This window comes from Saccharothrix stipae (assembly GCF_054781895.1).
This window is the reverse complement of the sequence record NZ_BAAGTN010000003.1, coordinates 26,547-48,592: the sequence shown is the minus strand read 5'-3', so window position 1 is coordinate 48,592 and position 22,046 is coordinate 26,547. Positions and strand designations below refer to the sequence as shown.

Here is a 22,046-nt window from a genome sequence, read left to right as displayed (position 1 = left end):
TGACGACGATGACGGTGACCGAGGCCAAGAAGTCCCAGCAGATGCCGCTGCTGACGCTGACCGCGATGGTGGTCGGCTCGATGGTCGGCGCGGGCGTGTTCTCCCTGCCCCGCAACTTCGCCCAGGCCACCGGCGTGATGGGCGCGGTCGTCGCCTGGGTCGTCGCGGGCGTCGGCATGCTCATGCTCGCCTTCGTGTTCCAGACCCTCGCGGTGCGCAAGCCCGAGCTCGACGCCGGGGTGTACGCCTACGCCAAGGCCGGGTTCGGCGAGTTCCCCGGCTTCTTCTCCGCGTTCGGCTACTGGGCCAGCGCGTGCGTCGGCAACGTGAGCTACTGGGTGCTGATCAAGTCGACGCTCGGCACGGTGGTACCGGGGCTGGGCGAGGGGAACACCGTGCTCGCGGTGGCGATCTCGGCCGTGGGCGTGTGGGCCTTCCACTACATGATCACGCGCGGGATCAAGGAGGCGGCGGCGATCAACCGGATCGTCACGGTCGCCAAGCTCGTCCCGATCCTGGTGTTCGTGGTGATCCTCGCCGTGACGCTGAAGGCCGACGTGTTCGCCGCGAACGTCTGGGGCGGCTCGGAGCCGTCGGCGGGCGCGCTGTTCGAGCAGGTCCGGTCGACGATGCTGGTCACGGTGTTCGTCTTCCTCGGCGTCGAGGGCGCGAGCGTCTACTCCCGATACGCCCGCAAGCGCACCGACGTCGGCCGGGCGACGGTGCTCGGCTTCCTCAGCGTGCTGGCGCTGTTCGCGTCGGTGACGCTGCTGTCGTACGGCTCGTTGGGCAAGGACGACCTCGCCGGGCTGCGGCAGCCGTCGATGATGGGCGTGCTGGAGTCGGTCGTGGGCGCGTGGGGCTCGGCGTTCATCGGTCTCGGCCTGATCGTCTCCGTGCTCGGCGCCTACCTGGCGTGGACGCTGATGGCCGCCGAGGTGCTGTTCGTCGCCGCGAAGGACGACGACATGCCGCGCTTCCTCAAGCGCGAGAACCGCCAGGGCGTGCCGGTGGCGGCGCTGGTGATGACGAGCACGCTCATCACGGCGGTGCTGGTCGTGACCCTGTTCTCCGACGACGCCTTCACCTTCACGCTCAAGCTGTGCAGCTCGCTGTCGCTCATCCCGTACCTGCTGGCCGCCGGGTACGCGTTGCGCATCGGGATCCGCGGCGAGACCTACGAGCACGACCGCGGTGCGCGCGGCAAGGAGGTGACGTTCGCGGCCGTCGCCGTCCTCTACACCGCGTTCCTGGTCTTCGCGGCGGGCATCGAGTTCCTGCTGCTGTCGTTCATCATCTACGCGCCGGGGACGATCCTGTTCGTGATGGCGCGCCGGGAACAACACCGGCGCGTGTTCTCCGCCGCCGAGCTGGCGCTGTTCGTGCTCGCGGTCGTCCTGGCCGTGCTCGGCGTGCTCGGCCTCGCCACCGGTCTGATCGTCATCTAGCGAGAGGGACAAGGACATGACCGACACGGCCCAGCGCCCGTCCGCGGCGTACGGCGTGCACTCCGAAGTCGGCGAGCTGCGCAAGGTGCTCGTGTGCGCGCCCGGCCTGGCCCACGCCAGGCTGACCCCGACCAACGCCGACGCCCTGCTGTTCGACGACGTGATGTGGGTGCAGAACGCCCGCCGCGACCACTTCGACTTCATGGCGAAGATGCGGGAGCGCGGGGTCGACGTGGTGGAGCTGCACAACGTGCTGACCGAGACCCTCGACGTGCCGGGGGCGAAGGCCTGGCTGCTCGACCGCAAGATCGTCGCCGACGAGGTCGGGATCGGCCTGGTGGAGGACACCCGGGCGTTCCTGGAGGGGCTGGAGCACCGCAGGCTGGCGGAGTTCCTGATCGGCGGGCTGTCCACCGCGGACCTGCCGCCGGACTTCCGGCCCGGCTACGTCGCGCTCGCCCGCGAGTCGACGGGCGTGCCCGAGTACCTGATGCCGCCGTTGCCCAACATGCTCTACACCCGCGACACCACGTGCTGGCTCTACGGCGGCGTGACGCTGAACCCCCTGTACTGGCCCGCGCGGCACGACGAGACGTTGCTGATGAAGGCCGTCTACGAGTTCCACCCGGACTTCGTCGGCTCGACCGTCTGGTGGGGCGACCCCGAACGGCACTGGGGGCTGTCCACGCTGGAGGGTGGCGACGTGATGCCGGTGGGCAACGGCGTGGTGCTGGTCGGCATGAGCGAGCGGTCGTCCCGCCAGGCCATCACCCAGCTGGCCGCGGCCCTGTTCGAGCGGGGCGCCGCCGACCGCGTGATCGTCGCCGGGATGCCGAAGCTGCGCGCGGCCATGCACCTGGACACCATCTTCACCTTCGCCGACCGCGACTGCGTGACGACGTTCCCGGACATCGTCGACGGCATCCACCCGTTCACCCTGCGCCCCGGCGACCCGGTCGAGGTGACCGAGGAGAAGCAGTCCTTCGTGGACGTGGTGGCGGACGCGCTGAACCTGCCGGAGCTGCGCGTCGTGGAGACCGGTGGCGACGCCTACGCCGCCGAACGCGGCCAGTGGGACAGCGGCAACAACCTGGTCGCGCTGGCACCAGGCGTGGTCGTCGCCTACGACCGCAACACCCACACCAACTCCCTGCTGCGCAAGGCGGGCATCGAGGTGATCACCATCGTCGGCGCCGAGCTGGGCCGCGGCCGCGGCGGTGGGCACTGCATGACCTGCCCCATCGCCCGCGACCCCGTCGACTACTGACCCGCGCCCGCCGCGTCGGGGTCACCGGCTGCGGTAGACGATGTAGGGGCGGGTCAGGTAGCCCAACGGCATCGAGAACACGTGCACCAAGCGGCTGAACGGCCAGAACGCGAACAACGCCCACGCCGACAGGGCGTGCAGGCGGAAGCCGAGGGGCGCGTCCGCCATCAGCTCCGGCCGCGGCTGGAGGGAGAAGATCGAGCGGAACCACGGTGAGACGGACTCGCGGTAGTCGTGCGGGTCGTCGGTGAGGTTGCCCAGCACGGTCGTGCCCAGGCCCAGCACCAGCGTGGCCAGCAGCAGCACGTACATGACCTTGTCGTTGCGGGTCGTCGCGGAGAACACCGGGCCGACGGTGCGGCGGCGGTAGACCAGGATCGCGGCGCCCACGAGCGTGCACAACCCGGCCAGGGCACCGAGACCGACGGCGACGGCGTGGTAGGCGGTCTCGCTCACGCCGACGGCTTCGGTCCACGACTTGGGGATCAGCAGGCCGCCCACGTGGCCCAGCACCACCAGCAGGATGCCGAAGTGGAACAGCGGGCTGCCCAGCCGCAGCAGCCGGTTCTCGTAGAGCTGGGACGACCTCGTGGTCCAGCCGAACTTGTCGTACCGGTACCGCCACACGTGCCCGACCACGAACACCGCGATGGCCGCGTACGGCACGGCCGCGTACAGCAGGATGTCCAGCCCGGTCATCGGCGGCCTCCCGGCATGAACTCGGGCGGGGCGAACGGCGCCAGGCCGACCTCCTCCTCGGGCGGCCCCTGGGCGGCGAGGCGGGCCACGGCCTCGTGGTCGCGCCCGCCCATCGGCGGCAGGGTGGCCGACACCGACTCCAGCACCCCGGCCCACGGCGAACCGGCCTCGCGCAGCCCCAGCCGCATCAGCTCCACCCCCGCCCGGTGCTCCAGCAGCAGCCGGCGGCCGACCCGCTCGTCGGCGGTCGCGGCGAACTCCAGCACCACGGCGAGGTGGTCGGGCAGTTCCCCGTCGTCCGGTTCCAGTCCGGCGGCGCGGTAGGCGTGCTTGAAGCGCAGCAACGCCATGCCGCGCTTGCGCGTGTCACCGTAGGCGAAGTACGTCAGGTACGGGCTGAACCTCTTGCGGTGGTCGAAGGTCGCCACGTAGTCGGCGGCCAGCGCCGTGAGCGGCGTCGCCTCCACGTGGTCGAAGAACGGCCGCAGCGGCGCGGCGACCGGTTCGGGCACCGTCCGGGTGACGGCGCGCAGCAGCGGGACCCGTGCCACCAGGTCGGGGTCCGGGTATCCCATCGACAACGACTGGACCTGCCAGGCGACGGCGTTCATCACGGCTCCCGGCGCGGCGGGAACAGCCCTTCGGGCCTGCCCTTGCCGTCCCAGTTGAGCAGGTTGACGCGACTGCCCTTGTCCGCGGGCGCGGCGGAGGTGTCGGAGGTCTGCCGGTCGCGCAGCATCCGGAAGTTCTCCACGGCGATCGGCGACGCACCGCCCGAGCTCTCGCCGAACGGCCCGGACCCGCCCATCCCCGGCCCGCCCTCGTAGTCCAGGCTGCACTCGGTGGCCAGCTCTTCCAAGCCGTGCGCCTGTTCGGCGTGCGCCGGCGGGATGACGTACCGCTCGTCGTACTTCGCCAGCGCCAGCAGCCGGTACATGTCGTAGACCTGCTCGCCGGTCATCCCGACGCCGGCGGCGATCTCCTCGCGCGGCTCGCGGCCGAGGTTGATGTCGCGCATGTAGGACCGCATGGCCGCGAGTCGGCGCAGCACCGCGTCCACCGGCCGCACGTCGCCGGCGGTGAACAGGTTCGCCAGGTACTCCACCGGGATCCGCAGCGCGTCGACGGCGGCGAACAGGTTGCCCTGGTCCTCGGCGTCGTGCCCGGTGTCCCGCAGGACGTCCACGACGGGCGACAGCGGTGGGATGTACCAGACCATCGGCATGGTCCGGTACTCCGGGTGCAGCGGGAGCGCGACCCGGTAGGTGTTGATCAGCGCGTGCACCGGCGACCGCTGCGCGGCCTGCACCCAGTCGCGCGGGATGCCCGCGCGTTCGGCCTCCCGGACCACCTCGGGGTCGTGCGGGTCGAGGAACACCCGTCGCTGCGCCTCGTACAGGTCCCGGGGGTCGGGCGTGGACGCGGCCTCCAGCACGCGGTCGACGTCGTAGAGGACCAGGCCGATGTAGCGCAACCGGCCGACGCAGGTCTCCGCGCACACGGTCGGGAGGCCGACCTCCACGCGCGGGAAGCAGAACGTGCACTTCTCGGCCTTGCCGGTGCGGTGGTTGAAGTACACCTTCTTGTACGGGCAGCCCGACACACACATCCGCCAGCCCCGGCACCGGTCCTGGTCGACCAGCACGATGCCGTCCTCGCTGCGCTTGTAGATCGCCCCGGAGGGGCACGACGCCGCGCACGACGGGTTGAGGCAGTGCTCGCAGATCCGGGGCAGGTAGAACATGAACGTCCGCTCGAACTCGAACCGGACCTTGTCCTCGATGCCCTTGAGCATCGGGTCCCGCGCGCCGTGGTCGGGCGCACCGCCGAGGTTGTCGTCCCAGTTCGCCGACCACGTGATCTTCGTCGGCTCGCCGCTGAGCAACGAGCGCGGCCGCGCGACCGGCATGTGCTCCTGCCGCGGCGCGGTGGTGAGGGTGTCGTAGTCGTAGGTCCACGGCTCGTAGTAGTCGTCGATGCCCGGCAGCTTGGGGTTGCTGAAGATGGTGAGCAGCTTGCGCAACCGCCCGCCGCCCTTGAGCCTCAACCGCCCGCGCCGCCCCAGCGCCCACCCGCCGCGCCACCGCTCCTGGTCCTCGTAGGTGCGCGGGTACCCCTGCCCCGGGCGGGTCTCGACGTTGTTGAACCACACGTACTCGACGCCCGACCGGTTGGTCCACGTCTGCTTGCAGGTCACCGAGCACGTGTGGCAGCCGATGCACTTGTCGAGGTTCATCACCATCGCCATCTGGGCCATGACGCGCATCAGTAGGTCACCTCCTGGCGGCGCCGCCGGATCACGGTCACCTCGTCGCGCTGGTTGCCGGTCGGGCCGAGGTAGTTGAACGCGAAGGTCAGCTGGGCGTAGCCGCCGATCAGGTGCGACGGCTTGATCAGCAGCCGGGTCAGCGAGTTGTGGATGCCGCCGCGCCGCCCGGACGCCTCGGCGATCGGCACGTCGATCAGCCGGTCCTGCGCGTGGTGCAGGTAGACGGTGCCCTCGGGCATCCGGTGCGACACCACGGCCCGCGCGACGACCACGCCGTTGCGGTTGACGGCCTCGATCCAGTCGTTGTCGGCCACGCCGATCCTGCGCGCGTCCTCCTGCGACAGCCACATCGCCGGCCCGCCCCGGGAGAGGCTGAGCATGAGCAGGTTGTCCTGGTACTCGGAGTGGATGGACCACTTGGAGTGCGGCGTGAGGTAGCGGACGGTCAGGCCGTGCTCGCCCAGCTCGCCGAGGCGCGGTTCGGCGAACAGGGCGGTCATGTCCAGCGGCGGGCGGAACACCGGCAGCTGCTCGCCCAGCTCCGCCATCCAGTCGTGGTCGAGGTAGAAGTGCTGGCGCCCGGTCAGGGTGTGCCAGGGTTTGAGGCGCTCGACGTTGATGGTGAACGGCGAGTACCGCCGACCGCCGCTCTCGCTGCCCGACCACTCCGGCGAGGTGATCACCGGCACCGGCGCGGCCTGCGTGTCGGCGAACGTGATCCGCTTGCCCTCGTGCTCGGCGGCCAGGTCCGCCAGCCGGGTGCCGGTCCGCCGCTCCAGGGTGCGGAAGCCCTGCGTCGCGAGGCGACCGTTGGTGGTGCCGGACAGGGCCAGGATCGCCTCGCACGCGTGCAGGTCGCGCACCAGCGACGGCCTCCCGTCGGCCGGCCCGCCGCGGATGGCGCCGTTCTTGCGGCGCAGGTGGTCGACCTCGGGGCCGAGCTCGTAGGTGATGCCCTTGGTGGTGGCGCCGAGCTCCTCGGCCAACGGACCCAGCGCGGCCATCTTCGCCGCGACGGCCGGGTAGTCGCGCTCGACGACGGTCAGCCGGGGCATGGTGACGCCGGGGACCGGGTCGCACTCCCCCGCCCGCCAGTCCCGCACCCGGCCGTGCGGGGTGGCCAGTTCGTCCGGTGTGTCGTGGGTCAGCGCGGTGGCCACGACGTCCTGGCGCACGCCCAGGTGCCGCTCCGCCAAGGCGCTGAACGCCCGCGCGATCGTCTGGAAGGCGTCCCAGTCGGTGCGGGTCTGCCACGGCGGTGCGATGGCCGGGTTGAACGAGTGCACGAACGGGTGCATGTCCGTGGTGTTCAGGTCGTGCTTCTCGTACCAGGTCGCGGCCGGCAGCACGACGTCGGAGCACAACGTGGTGCTGGTCATCCGGAAGTCCAGGGTCAGCAGCAGGTCCAGCTTGCCGACCGGCGCCTCGTCCCGCCAGACGACCTCGCGCGGCCGGATGGACGCCTCCTCGGCGCGCAGCGACGAGTCCGTGCCGAGCAGGTGCTTGAGGAAGTACTCGTCGCCCTTGGCGGAGGACCCCAGCAGGTTGGCGCGCCAGACGCTCAGCACGCGCGGGAAGTTCTCCGGCGCGTCCGGGTCCTCGCAGGCGAACCGCAGCCGTCGCGCGCGCAGTTCGCGCACCACGTGGTCCGCCGGGGCCGAACCCGAGGCCGCCGCCTCGTCGGCCAGGTCGAGCGGGTTGCGGTCGAACGTCGGGTAGGACGGCATCCACCCCAGGCGCGTGGCCAGCGCGATCACGTCCGCGGTGGTGCGGCCCGCGAACGTGCCGCCGCCCGTGGTCGCCGAGAGGGTGTCCGCGCCGAACGGGTCGTAGCGGAACTGGTCGGTGTGCAGGTACCAGAACGCGGTCTGGATCATCTGGCGCGGCGGGCGCGACCAGTCCAGCGCGAACGCCAGCTGCGTCCACCCCGTGACCGGGCGGCACTTCTCCTGCCCGACGTAGTGCGCCCAGCCGCCGCCGTTGACGCCCTGGCAGCCGGTCAGCGTGGTGAGGGCGAGGAACGCGCGGTAGATCGTGTCGGAGTGGAACCAGTGGTTCGCCCCCGCACCCATGATGATCATGGATCGGCCGCGGGTCTCCTCGGCGTTCGCGGCGAACTCGCGGGCGATGCGCGCGGCGGCCGCGGCGGGCACGCCCGTGATCGCCTCCTGCCACGCGGGCGTGCCCGGTTCCTGCGCGTCGTCGTAGCCGGTCGGCCACGTGCCGGGCAGTCCCGGGCGGCCGACCGCGTACCGCGCCAGCAGCAGGTCGAACACCGTCGTCACCAGGTGCCCGCCGACCCGCCGCACCGGCACGCCGCGGCGCACCGCACCGGTCACGTCGAACCGCGGCAGCTCGATCTCCACCGCCTCGTCGCCCGCCACCGACAGCAGCGGGTCGACATCGCCGAGGTCGAGGTTCCACCGCCCGGCGCCGGACTCGCCGTAGCGGAACCCGAGCGATCCGCCCGGCACCACGGGTTCACCCGATCGAGCGTCGAGCAACACCGTCTTGAACGCGGCGTGCTCGACGTCGGCGTGCCCGTCGAGGTCGGCGGCGGTGAGGAACTTGCCCGGCACGTGGACACCGCCGCGCTCCTCCAGGCGCACCAGGAACGGCAGGTCGGTGAACCGCTTGACGTAGTCGGTGAAGTACGGGACCCGGCGGTCCACGAAGAACTCCCGCAGCACGACGTGCCCCATGGCCGTGGCCAGCGCGCCGTCGGTGCCGGGACGGGCGGGCAGCCACTCGTCGGCGAACTTCACGTTGTCGGCGTAGTCCGGGGCGACCGCGACCACCTTCTGGCCCCGGTAGCGCGCCTCGGCCATCCAGTGCGCGTCGGGCGTGCGGGTGACCGGGACGTTGGAGCCCCACATGATCAGGTACCCGGCGTCCCACCAGTCGCCGGACTCCGGCACGTCGGTCTGGTCGCCGAACACCTGCGGGCTCGCCACCGGCAGGTCGGCGTACCAGTCGTAGAACGACAGCATCGTGCCGCCGAGCAGGGAGACGAACCGCGCGCCGGACGCGTGCGACACCATCGACATGGCCGGGATCGGCGAGAAGCCCGCCACCCGGTCCGGCCCGTACCGCTTGATCGTGTGCACGTGGGCGGCGGCGACCATCTCCGTAGCCTCGTCCCAGGACGCCCGCACCAGCCCGCCCTTGCCCCGGGCCGACTTGTACGCCCGGGCCCGTTCCGGGTCCTCTACGACCGCCGCCCACGCCAGGACCGGGTCGCCGGTGCGCGCCTTGGCCTCGCGGTACATCTCCAGCAGCACGCCGCGCACGTACGGGTAGCGCACCCTGGTCGGCGAGTAGGTGTACCAGGAGAACGCGGCGCCACGCGGGCAGCCGCGCGGCTCGTACTCCGGGCGGTCGGGGCCGACGGACGGGTAGTCGGTCTGCTGCGTCTCCCAGGTGATGATGCCGTCCTTGACGTACACCTTCCAGGAGCACGACCCCGTGCAGTTCACGCCGTGCGTCGAGCGGACGACCTTGTCGTGGCTCCAGCGGTCCCGGTAGAACTCGTCGGCGTCGCGACCGCCGATCCGGTGCAGCGTGCGCAGGTCGTCCGACACCTCGGCGCGGGTGAAGAAGCGGCGGGTCCGGACCAGCGCGTCGGTCAGCTCGGAATCGAGACCGGGCTCGGGGCTCACGGTGCGGTTCCTCCAGAGGCGGTCAGGCCACGGCCGGGCGGGCGGTGGCCCGCCGCACCGCGGTCGTGGTGAAGATCAGGGACGCCGTCGCGACCGCGGCGAGCGCGGCCAGCCCCAGCGCGTACGACTCGAACACCCCGTAGAGGGCGCCCATGAACAGCGGCGGGACGAACCCGCCCAGCCCGCCGGACGCGCCGACGACGCCGGTCACCGACCCGACCCGGTCGGCCGGCGCGAGCTGCGCGACCAGCGCGAACACCGCTCCGCTGCCCGCGCCGAGCGCGGCGGCCATGGCCAGGAACGCGGTCGTGCCCACCGGCATCAGTTCCGGCGTGAACGCCTGCACCACCGCGCACACCGCCGTCACGCCCAACGCCCAGGTCAGCACGCCCACCGCGCCCACCCGGTCGGACAGCCACCCGCCCACGGGCCGCAGCACGACCGCCAGCAGCACGAACCCGGCCGTGCGGTTCGCCGCGTCGGTCTGGCCGAGGTGGTAGGCGGTCTGCAGGTAGGCGGGCAGGTACACGGAGAACGCCACGTACCCGCCGAACGCCACCGCGTACAGCGCCGAGGCCTGCCACGTCACCGGCAACCGGACCGTGTCGCGCAGCCGCCGCGCGGTGGACTCGGCGGGCGGCGACCAGCCCGGCGCGTCGCGCAGCACCAGGTACGCCACCACGGCGTACACCGCCAGCACCGCGGCCGTCACCACGAACGGCGTCGGCACACCCCCGGCGTCGACCAGCTGGACCGTCGTCAACGCGCTGATCGCGGTGCCGCCCATGCCCGCGCCGAACACCCCGATCGCGGTGCCGCGGCGGTGCGGCGGGAACCAGGCGTTGACGAACGGCACGCCCACGGCGAACGACGACCCGCCGAGCCCGAGGACGAAGCCGCCGACCAGCAGCCCGGCCAGCGAACCGTGCCCGACCAGGCCGAGGAACAGCACCGGGACGATCGTGGCCGCGGAGATCAGCGGGAACATCAGCCGCCCGCCGTACCGGTCGGTCAACGCGCCCACCGGGATGCGCCCGAGCGACCCCACCACCACCGGCACGGCCACCAGCAGGGCCTGCTGGAACGAGCTGAGCCCCAGCGACTCCTTGAACAGCGGTCCGAGCGGGCTCAGCAGCGCCCACGCCCAGAAGTTCACCGCGAACCCGACGGTGGCGACACCCAGCATCAGGTACGGCGTGGTCCCGACACGTCCTTCGCTCATCACCGGCCCGTCGGTCGTCCCTGATCGGCTGCGCGCGACGAACGTAAGCAGAGGAACCGGATCCCGCAGCGCGAAGCGCACGCCACCACCGGCAGGGCCAGGCGGCAGGTGCGGTGGGCGCCACCCCCGATTGCGACTGTTCGATACCTAGCTCTACTATGCCTAACACTTCTAGGGCACGGTGGAGGGTCAGTGAAAGTCACCAAGGATCTCGTGGCCGCCTCGGCGACGCCGATGGTGCTGGGCATCCTCGCCGAGGCGGACAGCTACGGCTACGCCATCCTCCGGCGGATCAGCGAGCTGTCCGGCGGTGAGCTGGACTGGACCGAGGGGCTGCTCTACCCGCTGCTGCACCGGCTCGAACGCCTCGGGCACGTGGAGTCGAGCTGGCGGTCGGTCGCCGGGGAGCGGCGGCGCAAGTACTACCGCATCACCGCGGGCGGGCTGGCCGAGCTCGCCGAGCAACGCCGCCAGTGGGACACGGTGGTGGGCGCGCTCAAGGAGGTCTGGCACGGTCGCGGCGACGCCCGGCCGTTGTTCGCGAACCCGGTGGGGAGCCACGCATGACCGACGACGGGCACGACCTGGAGGCCCAGTTCGCCCAGTGGCGCGACTACGTGCAGCGCCGCCCGGAGCTGCGGGGGACCGACGTCGAGGAGCTCGAGGACCACCTGCGCGGTTCGGTGGACAAGCTCGTCGGCGTCGGCCTGCACGCCGACGAGGCGTTCCTGGTCGCGGTCAAGCGCATGGGCAGCCTGGACGAGCTGTCCCGCGAGTTCGCCCGCGAGCACTCCGAGCGGCTGTGGAAGCAGTTGGTGCTGACCGGGGAGACCGACAGCACGGCGAAGGTCAAGCGGTCCCGGCGTGAGCTGCTCGTGATGGTGCTGTGCGCGGCGGGCGCGGCCGCGTCCATCAAGGCACCGGAGCTGTTCGGCTTGAGCTTCGAGCGGGACGGCGCGTTCTACGGGCCCAACGCCGGCCTGTTCGCGCTGCCCTGGCTGGCGGGGTTCCTGGCCTGGCGACGGCGTGCCGCGACCGGGCTGGTCGGTGTGCTGCTGGCGTTGTTCGCGCTCGGCGCCGTGGCGGCCAACGCCTACCCCCTCGCCGAGGACTCGCAATCGGTCGTCCTGACCGCCATCCACCTCCCCATCGCCCTGTGGTTCGTGGTCGGCTTGGCCTACGTGTCCGACGACCTGCGCTCGCCGCGCCGTCGGATGGACTTCGTCCGGTTCACCGGCGAGTGGTTCGTCTACTACGTGCTCATCGCCCTCGGCGGCGGTGTGCTGGTGGCGTTCGTGTTCGGCACGTTCGAGGCCATCGGCATCTCGCCGGAGGTCTTCATCGGGCAGTGGCTCGTCCCCTGCGGCGCGGCGGCCGCGGTGGTCGTGGCCGGGTGGCTGGTCGAGGCGAAGCAGAGCGTGGTGGAGAACATCGCCCCGGTGCTCACCCGGCTGTTCACCCCGCTGTTCACCGCGGTGCTGCTGGCCTTCCTGGTCACCCTCGGCGTGACCAGCTCCGGCATCGACGTCGAGCGGGAGGCGCTGATCCTGTTCGACCTCCTGCTGGTCGTGGTGCTGGCACTGCTGCTCTACTCGATCTCGGCCCGCGACCCGCTCGCGCCTGCCGGCCTGTTCGACCGGCTCCAACTGGCGCTGGTGGTCAGCGCGCTGGTCATCGACGTGCTGGTGCTGCTGGAGATCACCGGGCGCATCACCGAGTACGGCACCACGCCCAACAAGGCGGCCGCGCTCGGGGAGAACGTCATCCTGCTGGCCAACCTCGCCTGGTCGGCGTGGCTGCTGCTCGGCCTGGCCCGCGGGCGAGTGCCGTTCGCGAAGCTCGAACGCTGGCAGACCGCCTACCTCCCGGTGTTCGCGGTGTGGGCCTGGGTCGTGGTGCTGCTCTTCCCGCCGCTGTTCGGCTACCTCTGAGCAGGGCCACCTCCTGCTCCGCCGGTCACGGCTTGACCTTGACACCGTGACAAGGTGTGCACTGGGTGCAGGAGGTGGTCCCGATCACTACGACGAACGCGAGTCCACAAAGCACTCGCTTGACCAACCCCCTGAGCGCCCCCGACTCGTCGGTCCGGCTCCAGGCGGCCTTGGCGGCCGGCTCGAACCCCGACCCCGGTCTCCTGGAGCCGCTCGTCGAGCGGTGCGCGGTCGAGCCGGACTTCTTCGTGCGGGACATGCTGTCCTGGGCGCTCACCCGCCTCCCACCGGAGCTCACCCTGCCCCGGATCCGCCGGGAACTCGACTCCGTGCACGCTCAGGCCCGCAGCCAGGCGTTGCACACGCTCTCCAAGATCGGCGACAGGGGGGCGTGGGCCTGGATCACGCGCGAGTTGCTGCGTGACGCCGACGACGAGGTCGCGCGGACCGCGTGGCGCGTCGCGGTCGCCCTCGTGCCCGAGGACCGGAAGGAAGACCTGGTGGACGAACTGGTCGTGCAGCTCGGCCGCGGCGACCGCGACGTGCGGCTGAGCCTGAGCCGTGCCCTGGTGGACCTCGGCGACGTGATCGAGCCCGCGTTGGCGGAGGCGGCGGCGAACCCCGACCCGGCGGTGGCCACGCACGCCCGTGCCACCGAACTGCTCCTGCGCGACCCGGAGACCGGTTTCGACGCGGCCGTCGAGGAGGCGAGGCGGGTCGTCACGCTCGGCCCGGAACGAGCCGCCGCCCTGGCCGGGTCGGGAGACGCCGGCACCGCGTCCGTCGGCGCCCCCGAGGTCTCGGAGGACACGGCGTGCTGATCGGCGACGTGGCCCGCCACTCGGGCGTGAGCACCCGGATGCTGCGGCACTACGACGCCCTCGGGCTGGTGCGGCCGACCGGTCGCACCGTCGGCGGCTACCGCGAGTACTCCGCCGAGGACGTCCGCAGGATCTTCCACGTGGAGGGCCTGCGGTCCCTCGGGCTCACGCTCAAGCAGATCGGACGTGCGCTGGACGACCCGGCGTTCGTGCCGTCCGACCTGGTCGGCGACCTGATCCGGTGGACGGAGGACCGCCTGGAGCGGGAGCACGAGCTGCTCGAACGGCTCCGCGCGGTCGATGCCTCGTCACCCACCGGTTGGCAGGACGTCCTGCGCATGGTCGACCTCATGCAGGGTCTCCACTCGGCCAGCGCCGCACGCAGGCAGCAGGCCGTCCTGGCCCCGCCGGAGGGCGTGCCGGTCCCCGCCGACCTGCTGGCCGCGGCGGTGCTGGCCGAGTCCGACCCCCACGTCGCGGGCGCCCTGCGCTGGGCGCTCGCCCGATCGGACGACGACGGCATGGCGACGCTGACCGCGGGCGTGCGCTCGGAGGACGCCGACGTCCGGCGACGCGCCGTGCTGGCGATCGCCGGGATGCCCGAGGCCCCCGGTACGACCGCGGTGCTCGCGGAGGCGCTCGACGACCCGGACACGACGGTGCGCGGGCACGCCGCCCTGGCACTGGGCAGGCGTGGCGTGACCGCCGCCGTGCCGACGCTCGTCGGCATGGTGGTCGAGGGCGCCAACGACGTCGACGCGGCGGAGGTCCTGGGCACGCTGTCCCAGGACTCGGGGTGCGCGCACCGGATCACGACCGCACTGGTCGAGGAACTCGCCGCGCCCACCGCGGACACCGCGACGCGGATACGCCTCACCCAGGCGTTGGTCGAGCTGTCCGGGACCGCCGCGCGCGACGTCCTGCGCCGGCTGTCCCACGACGACGACCGTGCCGTCGCCCTCGTCGCCTCCGCCTTCATCGGAATTCTCGAAGGGCGGTCAGGCCCCGAGGGTTCCTGAAAGCGCGCGACGAGCCCGCCGGCGCTTCGGCTACTCCCCCGCGACGGCCGCACCGTCGTGAAGCCGTCGAGGACCCCGCAGCTCGTCGGCCGCGGCGCTCACGAGCCGCCAGGCGCTGTCGATGTGGCCCGCGGTGGTGGTCGGGCCGCCGGTGGCCATGCGCAGGGTGTGCCGGCCGTGCACCTCGGTGTGGCTGAGCAGGATCCGACCGGAGGCGTTGAGGCGTCGCAGGAGTTCGGCGTTGGTGGTGTCGTCGGCGCGCAGGCGGAAGCAGACCAGGCCGAACGGGTGCGGTGCGGCGATCTCGAAGCGGTCGTCGGCGCGAACGTGGGCGGCGAAGCGCTCGGCGAGGGCGATGCCGCGGCGGATGTGGGCCCGCAGTCCTTCGGCGCCGTACCAGCGCAGCACGAACCACAGCTTCAGGGCACGGGAGCGGTGGCCGAGCGGGAGCTGCCGGTCGCGGAAGTCCACCGCACCCGCATCGCCGGTGGTCCCCCGCAGGTAGGGCGGTGCGGTGGTCATCGCGGCGGTGAGCGCGGTCTGGTCGGTGACCCACATGGCGCTGCAATCCAAGCCGGTGAGCAGCCACTTGTGCGGGTTGACGCAGTAGCTGTCGACCGACTCCACGCCCCGGTTGATCCACCGCAGCTCCGGGCAGACGGCCGCCACACCGGCGTAGGCGGCGTCGACGTGCGACCAGATCCCGTGCTCCCGGCACAGCGCACCGATCTCGGCGACCGGGTCCACGGCGGTGGTGGAGGTGGTGCCGACCGTGGCGGCGACCAGCACCGGCACGCGCCCGTCGGCCAGGTCCGCCTCGACCAGTTCACGCAGGTGGTCCACGCGCATGGCGAGGGTGCCCGGGTCGGTCTCGACCAGTCGCAGCGCGGCTTCGCCCACCCCGGCCACGCGCACGGCCTTGGTGATGGAGCAGTTGCCCTCGGCGGAGGTGTAGACGGTGGCGCGGAAGTCCGTGCCGCGTTGCCGCCAGTCGTGGCCGCCACGCCGCCACAGCGCCGCGGCCAGGGCGACCAGCACCCCCGAGGAGGCGGTGTCGCCCAGCACCCCGTTGCCGCGGAACGCGGCCGGCAGGCCGAGCAGGGCAGCCAGCCAGTCGCAGACCACGCCCTCCAGCTCCACCAGGGCCGGGTTGGCCGACCACAGCATCGCCTGCGGGTTCAGGCCCGCGGTCATGAGCTCGCCCAGCACCGAGGGTGCGGAGTTGGTCATGGGGAAGTGGCCCAGGAACATCGGGTGCTGCCACTGCGCCATCCCGGGCACGAGCACCCGTTCGACGTCGGCCAGCAGCGCTTCGAACGGCTCGCCGTGCTCGGGCGCTTCGCCCGGCAGCCAGGCCGCGACCTGACCGGGCCGCACGTCCGGGGTCACCGGTCGGTGTTCGAGCGTGGTCCAGTGGCGGGCCAGCCAGTCCACCACCGCGTAGCCCTGCCGGCGGAACTCCTCGACGTCCATGTGCGGCAACGGTTCGGGCGGTTCACGGTGTCGCATCGGCGGCTCCCGGGAACGCCGCCCGGTAGGCGGCCACGTGCCGGGGGTCGGTGCTCAGGAACGGCAGGTCGGAGGCGACCATGCGGCGCACCGCCAGCAGCGGCACCGGGCTGCGCAGCGGCCGGAACGCCGGGTTGCGGACGCCTCCGGCCGCGGGCGGGCCGCCGTGGAACTCGCCGATCATCAGCCCGGCGCGGACGAAGGCGGTCTTGCAGCGCCGCTGCGCCTGCTCGATCAACCCGACCCGGTCCGGGCGCAGGCCGGGGAACACGACCAGCAACGCCTGCCGGACGTCCCCCGGGTCGGTGGTGGCGGTGAACCAGTCCCGGTACCAACCCATCGTCGCGACCAGGTCGTCGACGTGGTCGGGACGACGGGTGACCACGACCGTCCACAGTGACCTCGCGGCCACGGCCGCGGGCACGTACGGGCACACCGGTCCCGGTCGCCCCAGCTGCGGGTGCGGCCGGCACAGGTAGTCCCGTACCCACTCGACCGGCACCCCGCCGGGCACCAGCCCGTCCCACGCCGCGGGGACCGGCGGCGCCCCCGGCCGCGTCGCCGGAGCGGTCCTCACGCCTGGTCGAACTCGTGCCCGGCGCCGTTCCCGGTGTAGAAGGCCACCGCCGTGGCCAGCACCTCCGCCACGCTGACCGCGCCGTCGCCGTCGGTGTCCACCGCGGCCGCCTGCTCGGCCGCACGCTGCGGCGTGGCGCCCATGGCCACCAGCACCCGCTGCCACTCGTGCAGGCCGACGCTGCCGTCGCCGTCGGTGTCCGCCACCGCCACCACCGCCTCCGCCCACGGGCGGGCGATCCCGGTGAAGCCCTCGACGTCGCCACGCATCCGGTCCTGGGCCGCCGTGACGAACTCCGCCTCGGTGATCTCCGCGTCGTCGTCGACATCGGCGACCCGGGCCAAACCGGCGAAGAACGTCCGCGCGCCCTCCAGCAACCGCTGCCCCTCGGACGACTCCACCGGCCGGCCGCAGGCGATCAGGACCGCCACGGCCATCTCCTCGAAGTCCGTCACGCTCACCCGACCGTCGTGGTCGCGGTCGAGCGTGGCGAACCGGGCGGTCATCTTGGCGGTGTAAGGGTCCTGGACGACGGTCACGGGACAACTCCTCGCTGGTGTCGGGATGGCGGGAACGCACGCGGGAGGCCTGGATCGGCCCGGCACCCTGGATCCCACCAGCCCTGACCGCACCGCACTCGCCCGACGGCACGACATCATCCGGTCGAGTGGCGGGCTCTCGCCGAACCGGCCACACCCGCGGCCGTTCCGCTTGCATTCATGTGAGTGAACCGACCGTGCTTTTGTCACACCCCGGCAGGCGCGCTATTTTCGCGATCCCCGCAGCACACAATCGTTCATGACCGTGAATTTTATTGCCTGTTCCACAATGTTGCGCAATGCTCCCCGGGAGCGTTCCCCGTCATTGTTCACACTGTTGAACCGCGTAGTCCGCAGGTGAGCGCCCGGAAAAGCCCACCGCCCGCCATTTCCGTCCTTCGAAGACGCAGGAGACGAAGTGAAACGATCAGCAGCACGGCGGATCTCCGCCGTCGTGGCCGCGTTGGCCGTCGCGACCTCGACCAGTGCCGTCCTGGCGATGTCGCCGGCGTCGGCGGCGGCCGGCACCGCGACCGGCTACGCGTCCCAGAACGGCGGGACCACCGGCGGTCAGGGCGGGGCGACGGTTCGGGCCACCACGGGAACCCAGATCCACCAGGCCCTGTGCGGTCGGGCGGCGAGCAGCACCCCGATCACCATCGAGGTCGAGGGCACGATCAACCACGGCAACACCGCCAAGGTCTCGGGCAACAGCTGCGAGACCGCCGCCGGCGTGATCGAGCTCAAGCGGATCAGCAACGTCACGATCATCGGCGTCGGCGGCGGGGCCGTCTTCGACCAGCTGGGCATCCACATCCGCGAGTCGCGCAACATCGTCATCCGCAACGTGACCGTCCGGAACGTCAAGAAGTCGGGCTCTCCCACCTCCAACGGCGGCGACGCCATCGGAATGGAGAGCAACGTCCGCAACGTGTGGGTCGACCACGTCGACCTGCTGGCGTCGGGCGGGGAGTCCGAGGGCTACGACGGCCTGTTCGACATGAAGAACAACACCCAGTACGTGACCCTGTCCTACAGCACCCTGCGCAACTCCGGCCGCGGCGGGCTGGTCGGGTCAAGCGAGAGCGACCGCTCGAACGGGTTCATCACCTACCACCACAACCTGTACGAGAACATCGACTCCCGCGCACCCCTGCTGCGGGGCGGCATCGCCCACATGTACAACAACCACTACGTGAGCCTGAACGAGTCCGGCATCAACTCCCGAGCCGGTGCCAAGGCCAAGGTGGACAACAACTACTTCAAGAACTCCCGTGACGTCCTCGGCACGTTCTACACCGACGAGGCCGGCTACTGGCAGGTCGGCGGCAACATCTTCGACAACGTCACCTGGTCCGCCCGCGGCAGCGAGCACAACCCCGCCGGCCCCGACGTCAAGTCCACCACCACGGTCGACGTGCCCTACGGCTTCACGCTCGACCAGACCGGCTGCGTCCCGAACATCGTGGGCCGCACGGCGGGCGCCGACAAGGGCCTGAAGGAGTCGACCGGCGCCTGCTAGCAGCGCTTGCGCGACCACCGCGGTGACACGGTCCCCCGGTCATCGCGCCGACCAAGCCCCGCGGCCCTGCCCCGGCGACGATCACCGCCGGGGCAGGGCCGTGAACGCGGCGGAGACCTGGGCGAGGAACGCCGTGTCGTCGGCGAGGTCCGTCCCGCCGGCGACCGGGCCCGCCGGGGACGTGGCGGTCTCGGCCTGCCGGGACCGCACGAGCGCCTCCGCGACGATCTCGGCCTCCACGGCGGCTTCCAGGGCCCGACCGGTCAACCCCGACGCGACAGCCCGTGCCCGTGCGGACGAGGCGACCTCGGGACTGCGGTGCGGGCGCAGCGCCAGCAGACCGTCCCGGATCTCGATCACCCGCCGGTACACGCGCAACCTCAGGTGCCGCAACACCACGACGTCCGGCACCGACGGCGGGTCCAGGGCGAACCTCGGATCGGCCTGGTACAGCGCCCGCCACAGCGGACCCAGCCCGCGGTGCAGCCGGTAGTGGCGCAGCCAGCTCACCGCCGCCGGCAGCGCCGCGCCGACCAGCACGAGCACGTACGCCGTGGTCGGCAGGACCTTCGCGGGCAGCACCGACCGGCCGAACGGGAACTCGAACCCGGCCCGCGGCGCGACCGCCAGGACCGACTTGTCCACCAGGTACAGCAGTCCCAGCACGGTGCCGGCCGCGATCAGCCGCAGGCTCACCCGCAACGTCCGGTCCTGGGCGTGGCGCACCCCGAGGCCGATCACCGCGACCAGCGCGGGCACCTGCGCGACGGCGTAGACCAGGCAGTACTCCATCACCCACGGCGACTGCGGGCGCAGGTCGGGCAGGGCGGCGAACAGCACGCACATCAGCCCGAACGCGCCCGCCGCCCACCACGCCTGCCACCGGGGGCCGCGCGGCGACCCGTTCATGCACGCCACGAACTCCTGCGCCGCCCACGCGGTGAAGACCATGCCGGCGTGGCTGACCAACCGTCCCGCGTCCCGCACCCCGGAGACCTCGCCGACCAGCGCGGACACGGCGGGGATCTGCGCGGTCAGCGAGCACGCCAGACCCACCAGCACCCACCGCACGCGCCGCCGCGCGGCGCCACCGGGGCCTCGGGAGAGGACCAGCGCCCACGCCAGCGCCGCTGGCCCCCACTGGCGCAACGCCTCACCCATACCGCCAACCGTCCAACGCGCTGCGCAGGGACCCGGTCAACGTCCGGTCCGGCACGTCCCGCTGGCGGATCAACGACGCCAGCAGTTCGGCTTCCCGCTCCTCCGCGGTCGAGTAGGAGGCCCGCCCGAGCACCCGTCGCACCATGTCCGGGTCGAGGTCGGGCAGCAGCACGGCGGCGCGGTCGGCCATCGACATCGACGCCGGGTAGTGGTCGCACAGCAGGTGCGCCACCTCGTGCAGGATGATGTGGTCGCGGTGCGGCGGGGTGGTGTCGGCCTCGTGGAAGACCAGGTCCTCGACGTCGGTGGCGACCCACATGCCGCAGAGGTCCCCGAGCCCGGTCACCGGGATGAGCCGGATCGACCGGCCGCGGCGCTCGGCGAGTCCCTCGCACAGCGCGCGGACGTCGAACGGCACCGGTGCGGGCAGGTCGCGCAGCAGGGCCGCGTGCCGCTTGCGCGTTCGGAGCCCGGTCACGTCTCGACGCTCGGCGGAGCGGACGCGGGCAACCCTTCCAGCTCACGGACGCGGTCGACCATCTCGGCAATGGCCTGCAGGCTCTTCGCGGACAGGCCGTTGGCGCGCAGGGCGATCTGCCGCACGGGCGCGTCCCGCAGCGCGGTCAGCAGCACCAGCTCGGCGTCGATGCGCTCGGCCTCGGCGTCGTCGAAGAAGTACGCGGGCGGCACGCCGAAGAACCCGGCCAGCGCTTCCAGGTGACGCTTGGTGGGGTTGTCGCGGATGCCCTTGCGCAGCTGCCACAGGTAGGTCGCGGAGATCGTCGGCCCGTTCTTGGCGCGGATAGCCGCGGCGACCTCCTCGAACGAGTACTCGCCGCCGTCGCGCGGGCGCACGGTCCGGAACAGGCGGTCCACCTTGGCGGCGAGGGATCCGGCCTCGTCGGGCATGGGCCTCACCCTACGCCGGCGGCAACTGGCGTGAACCCCGAAGGGTTCACCCGCCTGCCCGGGTTGACGGCGATTTCATGTCGGCTTACGGTGACCACCACTTCATCAACTGGGGTGAAGGGCCGACCGCGAGTGAGGGGTCTCGCGGTCGGACGCCGGGGGGCACGATCGCAGGACGCTGCGCTCGGCTTGGTAGACGACGAACGTCCGCATCGGGATGGTGCGTCGACGCGATCGGGAACAGTGGGGGGAACACGATGAGCACCACACGTCGACGACTGCTCACCGCGGGAGCGCTGGCCGTGGGGTCCACGTTCCTGACGGCGGAGCCGGCGTTCGCCGACGACTACGGCTCCGGTGAGCTCGGCCCTTGGGAAGGTTCGTCCAAGGCCATCTCCACCGCCGCCACCATCAGGCAGGTGCGGGACGCGGACGGCCTGTTCATGTTCGGCGACAGCATCGCCGTGCAGGACGGTTACGCGCTGGCACTGCGCCTGCGGGACCGCACCGGGGACCTGCTGGCCGTGCACAACTGGTCCGGCCGCCCGACCGCGCCCGCGGTCGACGCGCTGGCCGAGTGGGCGCGGACCTACGGCCTGCCGCGTCGGCTGCTGATGGCCACCGGCTCCAACGACATCTTCACGCCGCCGGTGTTCGCCGCCCAGGTCGACCGGGCACTAGCCGTCGCCGGCCCCACCAGGACCGTGTACTGGGTGAACACCCAGGTGTCGCGCAGGCGCTACAGCGAAGCCATCCAGCTGGCCGACCAGCGCAACAGCGCCTGGGTCAACCTCCAGTTGGCGGACGCGCAACGCCGGCACCCGAACCTGCGCATCGTCCGGTGGGCCGAGTTCCTGGCCGCCAAGCCGACCCGGCTGACGGCCTACCTGAGCGACGGCGTCCACACCACCGAACCACTGGGCCAGGACGCGCGCAACGAGCTGATCGTCCAGGCGGTCGAGGCCGGATGAGGCAGGCGACCACCGTCCTGCCCGGCGACGCGCACCCGTCCCACCTGCGGTCGCTGGTACACGCGATCAGCGGGTGGCGGCACGGGTGAGCTCCAGGACGGGGATCGTCCGGATCCCGGCGGTCACCCGTTCGTAGTCGGCGAAGCTCGGGAAGCGGCGGGCCTGCTCGCCGTATCGCCGGTCGCGTTCGGCCCCGGTGAGTTCGCGGACGTGGACGGGGTAGGTCTCGGAGCCGCGCTCGACGGTGGCATGGCCCGCCGCGGCGAGGTTGTAGTACCAGTCGGGGTTCTCCGGTGCGCCTCCCTTGGAGGCGAAGACGTAGATGGTGTCCTCGTCGGTCTCGTGCGCCAGGTACATCATGGGCGTGAGGCGTTCGAGCCCGGACCTGCGGCCGCGGTGGTGGACGAGCACCACGGGGGCTCCGGCGACGGGGCCACCGGGGCGCCCTCCGGTCGCCCGGAACTCCTCGATGATCTTCGCGTTCCAGTCGATCACGGGTTGTCCCGCCTTTCCGATTTCGTGG

General features: G+C 71.9%; 20 protein-coding genes. 8 read left to right on the top strand and 12 right to left on the bottom strand.

The annotated features are described in order from the left end of the window. Positions 1–8: 8 nt before the first annotated feature. Both ACYVLT_RS07040 and ACYVLT_RS07035 read left to right on the top strand, forming a co-directional pair. Complete coding sequence (locus tag ACYVLT_RS07040) at positions 9–1,448, top strand: basic amino acid/polyamine antiporter (RefSeq protein ID WP_461119297.1); 1,440 nt, start codon at positions 9–11, stop codon at positions 1,446–1,448. A 16-nt stretch (positions 1,449–1,464) separates the two neighbouring features. Then, on the top strand, positions 1,465–2,715 hold the full coding sequence (locus tag ACYVLT_RS07035) for an arginine deiminase (protein ID WP_461119296.1): 1,251 nt from the start codon (positions 1,465–1,467) through the stop codon (positions 2,713–2,715). A 21-nt stretch (positions 2,716–2,736) separates the two neighbouring features. On the opposite strand, the gene narI is transcribed toward ACYVLT_RS07035, so the two are convergent. Genes narI through ACYVLT_RS07010 form a run of 5 tightly spaced genes read right to left on the bottom strand, consistent with a single transcriptional unit; the run spans position 2,737 to position 10,564 of the window. Continuing rightward, positions 2,737–3,414 carry a respiratory nitrate reductase subunit gamma gene (gene narI, locus ACYVLT_RS07030; protein ID WP_461119295.1) on the bottom strand — a complete coding sequence of 226 codons (678 nt, stop codon included), beginning with the start codon at positions 3,412–3,414 and terminating at the stop codon, positions 2,737–2,739. Continuing rightward, a complete protein-coding gene (gene narJ, locus ACYVLT_RS07025) occupies positions 3,411–4,025 on the bottom strand; it encodes a nitrate reductase molybdenum cofactor assembly chaperone (RefSeq protein WP_461119294.1) in 615 nt (204 codons plus the stop codon). Before narJ ends, narI begins: the two co-directional genes overlap by 4 nt. Further along, positions 4,025–5,680: a nitrate reductase subunit beta gene (gene narH / locus ACYVLT_RS07020; protein WP_461119293.1), complete on the bottom strand. Its 1,656-nt coding sequence runs from the start codon at positions 5,678–5,680 to the stop codon at positions 4,025–4,027. The genes narJ and narH overlap by 1 nt, the downstream gene beginning before the upstream one ends. Further along, positions 5,680–9,342 carry a nitrate reductase subunit alpha gene (locus tag ACYVLT_RS07015; RefSeq protein WP_461119292.1) on the bottom strand — a complete coding sequence of 1,221 codons (3,663 nt, stop codon included), beginning with the start codon at positions 9,340–9,342 and terminating at the stop codon, positions 5,680–5,682. The genes narH and ACYVLT_RS07015 overlap by 1 nt, the downstream gene beginning before the upstream one ends. A gap of 22 nt (positions 9,343–9,364) precedes the next feature. Continuing rightward, the gene (locus ACYVLT_RS07010) at positions 9,365–10,564 is read right to left on the bottom strand and encodes an MFS transporter (RefSeq protein ID WP_461119291.1); all 1,200 of its coding nucleotides are present in this window, start codon (positions 10,562–10,564) and stop codon (positions 9,365–9,367) included. Positions 10,565–10,756: 192 nt separating this feature from the next. Between ACYVLT_RS07010 and ACYVLT_RS07005 the strand changes: the two genes are divergently transcribed. From ACYVLT_RS07005 to ACYVLT_RS06990, 4 genes are all read left to right on the top strand, one after another. After that, entirely contained in the window at positions 10,757–11,131 is a 375-nt protein-coding gene (locus ACYVLT_RS07005; RefSeq protein ID WP_461119290.1) for a PadR family transcriptional regulator, read from the top strand. Beyond that, positions 11,128–12,495 carry a permease prefix domain 1-containing protein gene (locus tag ACYVLT_RS07000; RefSeq protein WP_461119289.1) on the top strand — a complete coding sequence of 456 codons (1,368 nt, stop codon included), beginning with the start codon at positions 11,128–11,130 and terminating at the stop codon, positions 12,493–12,495. Before ACYVLT_RS07005 ends, ACYVLT_RS07000 begins: the two co-directional genes overlap by 4 nt. A 74-nt stretch (positions 12,496–12,569) precedes the next feature. Further along, positions 12,570–13,316, top strand: coding sequence for a HEAT repeat domain-containing protein (locus tag ACYVLT_RS06995; protein WP_461119563.1), 747 nt, complete (start codon positions 12,570–12,572; stop codon positions 13,314–13,316). Continuing rightward, positions 13,310–14,335 carry a MerR family transcriptional regulator gene (locus ACYVLT_RS06990; RefSeq protein ID WP_461119288.1) on the top strand — a complete coding sequence of 342 codons (1,026 nt, stop codon included), beginning with the start codon at positions 13,310–13,312 and terminating at the stop codon, positions 14,333–14,335. Before ACYVLT_RS06995 ends, ACYVLT_RS06990 begins: the two co-directional genes overlap by 7 nt. A gap of 30 nt (positions 14,336–14,365) precedes the next feature. Here ACYVLT_RS06990 and ACYVLT_RS06985 read toward each other — a convergent pair whose 3' ends face one another. The 3 genes from ACYVLT_RS06985 to ACYVLT_RS06975 are packed head-to-tail and all read right to left on the bottom strand — an operon-like array spanning position 14,366 to position 16,960. After that, entirely contained in the window at positions 14,366–15,844 is a 1,479-nt protein-coding gene (locus ACYVLT_RS06985; protein ID WP_461119287.1) for a pyridoxal phosphate-dependent decarboxylase family protein, read from the bottom strand. Then, positions 15,831–16,421, bottom strand: coding sequence for a DUF6875 domain-containing protein (locus ACYVLT_RS06980; RefSeq protein ID WP_461119286.1), 591 nt, complete (start codon positions 16,419–16,421; stop codon positions 15,831–15,833). The genes ACYVLT_RS06985 and ACYVLT_RS06980 overlap by 14 nt, the downstream gene beginning before the upstream one ends. Next, positions 16,418–16,960, bottom strand: a complete 543-nt coding sequence (locus tag ACYVLT_RS06975; protein WP_461119285.1) for an EF-hand domain-containing protein — start codon at positions 16,958–16,960, stop codon at positions 16,418–16,420. The genes ACYVLT_RS06980 and ACYVLT_RS06975 overlap by 4 nt, the downstream gene beginning before the upstream one ends. 418 nt (positions 16,961–17,378) lie before the next feature. Here ACYVLT_RS06975 and ACYVLT_RS06970 point away from each other — a divergent pair, with 418 nt between their 5' ends. Next, positions 17,379–18,482 (top strand): pectate lyase family protein, encoded by a 1,104-nt coding sequence (locus tag ACYVLT_RS06970; protein ID WP_461119284.1) that lies wholly within the window; start codon positions 17,379–17,381, stop codon positions 18,480–18,482. Between the two features lie 81 nt (positions 18,483–18,563). Here ACYVLT_RS06970 and ACYVLT_RS06965 read toward each other — a convergent pair whose 3' ends face one another. The 3 genes from ACYVLT_RS06965 to ACYVLT_RS06955 are packed head-to-tail and all read right to left on the bottom strand — an operon-like array spanning position 18,564 to position 20,552. Beyond that, positions 18,564–19,643 (bottom strand): MAB_1171c family putative transporter, encoded by a 1,080-nt coding sequence (locus tag ACYVLT_RS06965; RefSeq protein WP_461119283.1) that lies wholly within the window; start codon positions 19,641–19,643, stop codon positions 18,564–18,566. Then, entirely contained in the window at positions 19,636–20,121 is a 486-nt protein-coding gene (locus ACYVLT_RS06960) for a hypothetical protein (RefSeq protein ID WP_461119282.1), read from the bottom strand. The genes ACYVLT_RS06965 and ACYVLT_RS06960 overlap by 8 nt, the downstream gene beginning before the upstream one ends. Next, on the bottom strand, positions 20,118–20,552 hold the full coding sequence (locus ACYVLT_RS06955) for a helix-turn-helix domain-containing protein (protein ID WP_461119281.1): 435 nt from the start codon (positions 20,550–20,552) through the stop codon (positions 20,118–20,120). Before ACYVLT_RS06955 ends, ACYVLT_RS06960 begins: the two co-directional genes overlap by 4 nt. 257 nt (positions 20,553–20,809) lie before the next feature. Here ACYVLT_RS06955 and ACYVLT_RS06950 point away from each other — a divergent pair, with 257 nt between their 5' ends. After that, the gene (locus ACYVLT_RS06950) at positions 20,810–21,523 is read left to right on the top strand and encodes an SGNH/GDSL hydrolase family protein (RefSeq protein ID WP_461119280.1); all 714 of its coding nucleotides are present in this window, start codon (positions 20,810–20,812) and stop codon (positions 21,521–21,523) included. Between the two features lie 66 nt (positions 21,524–21,589). On the opposite strand, the gene ACYVLT_RS06945 is transcribed toward ACYVLT_RS06950, so the two are convergent. Further along, positions 21,590–22,018 (bottom strand): nitroreductase family deazaflavin-dependent oxidoreductase, encoded by a 429-nt coding sequence (locus ACYVLT_RS06945; protein WP_461119279.1) that lies wholly within the window; start codon positions 22,016–22,018, stop codon positions 21,590–21,592. Positions 22,019–22,046 lie beyond the last annotated feature (28 nt).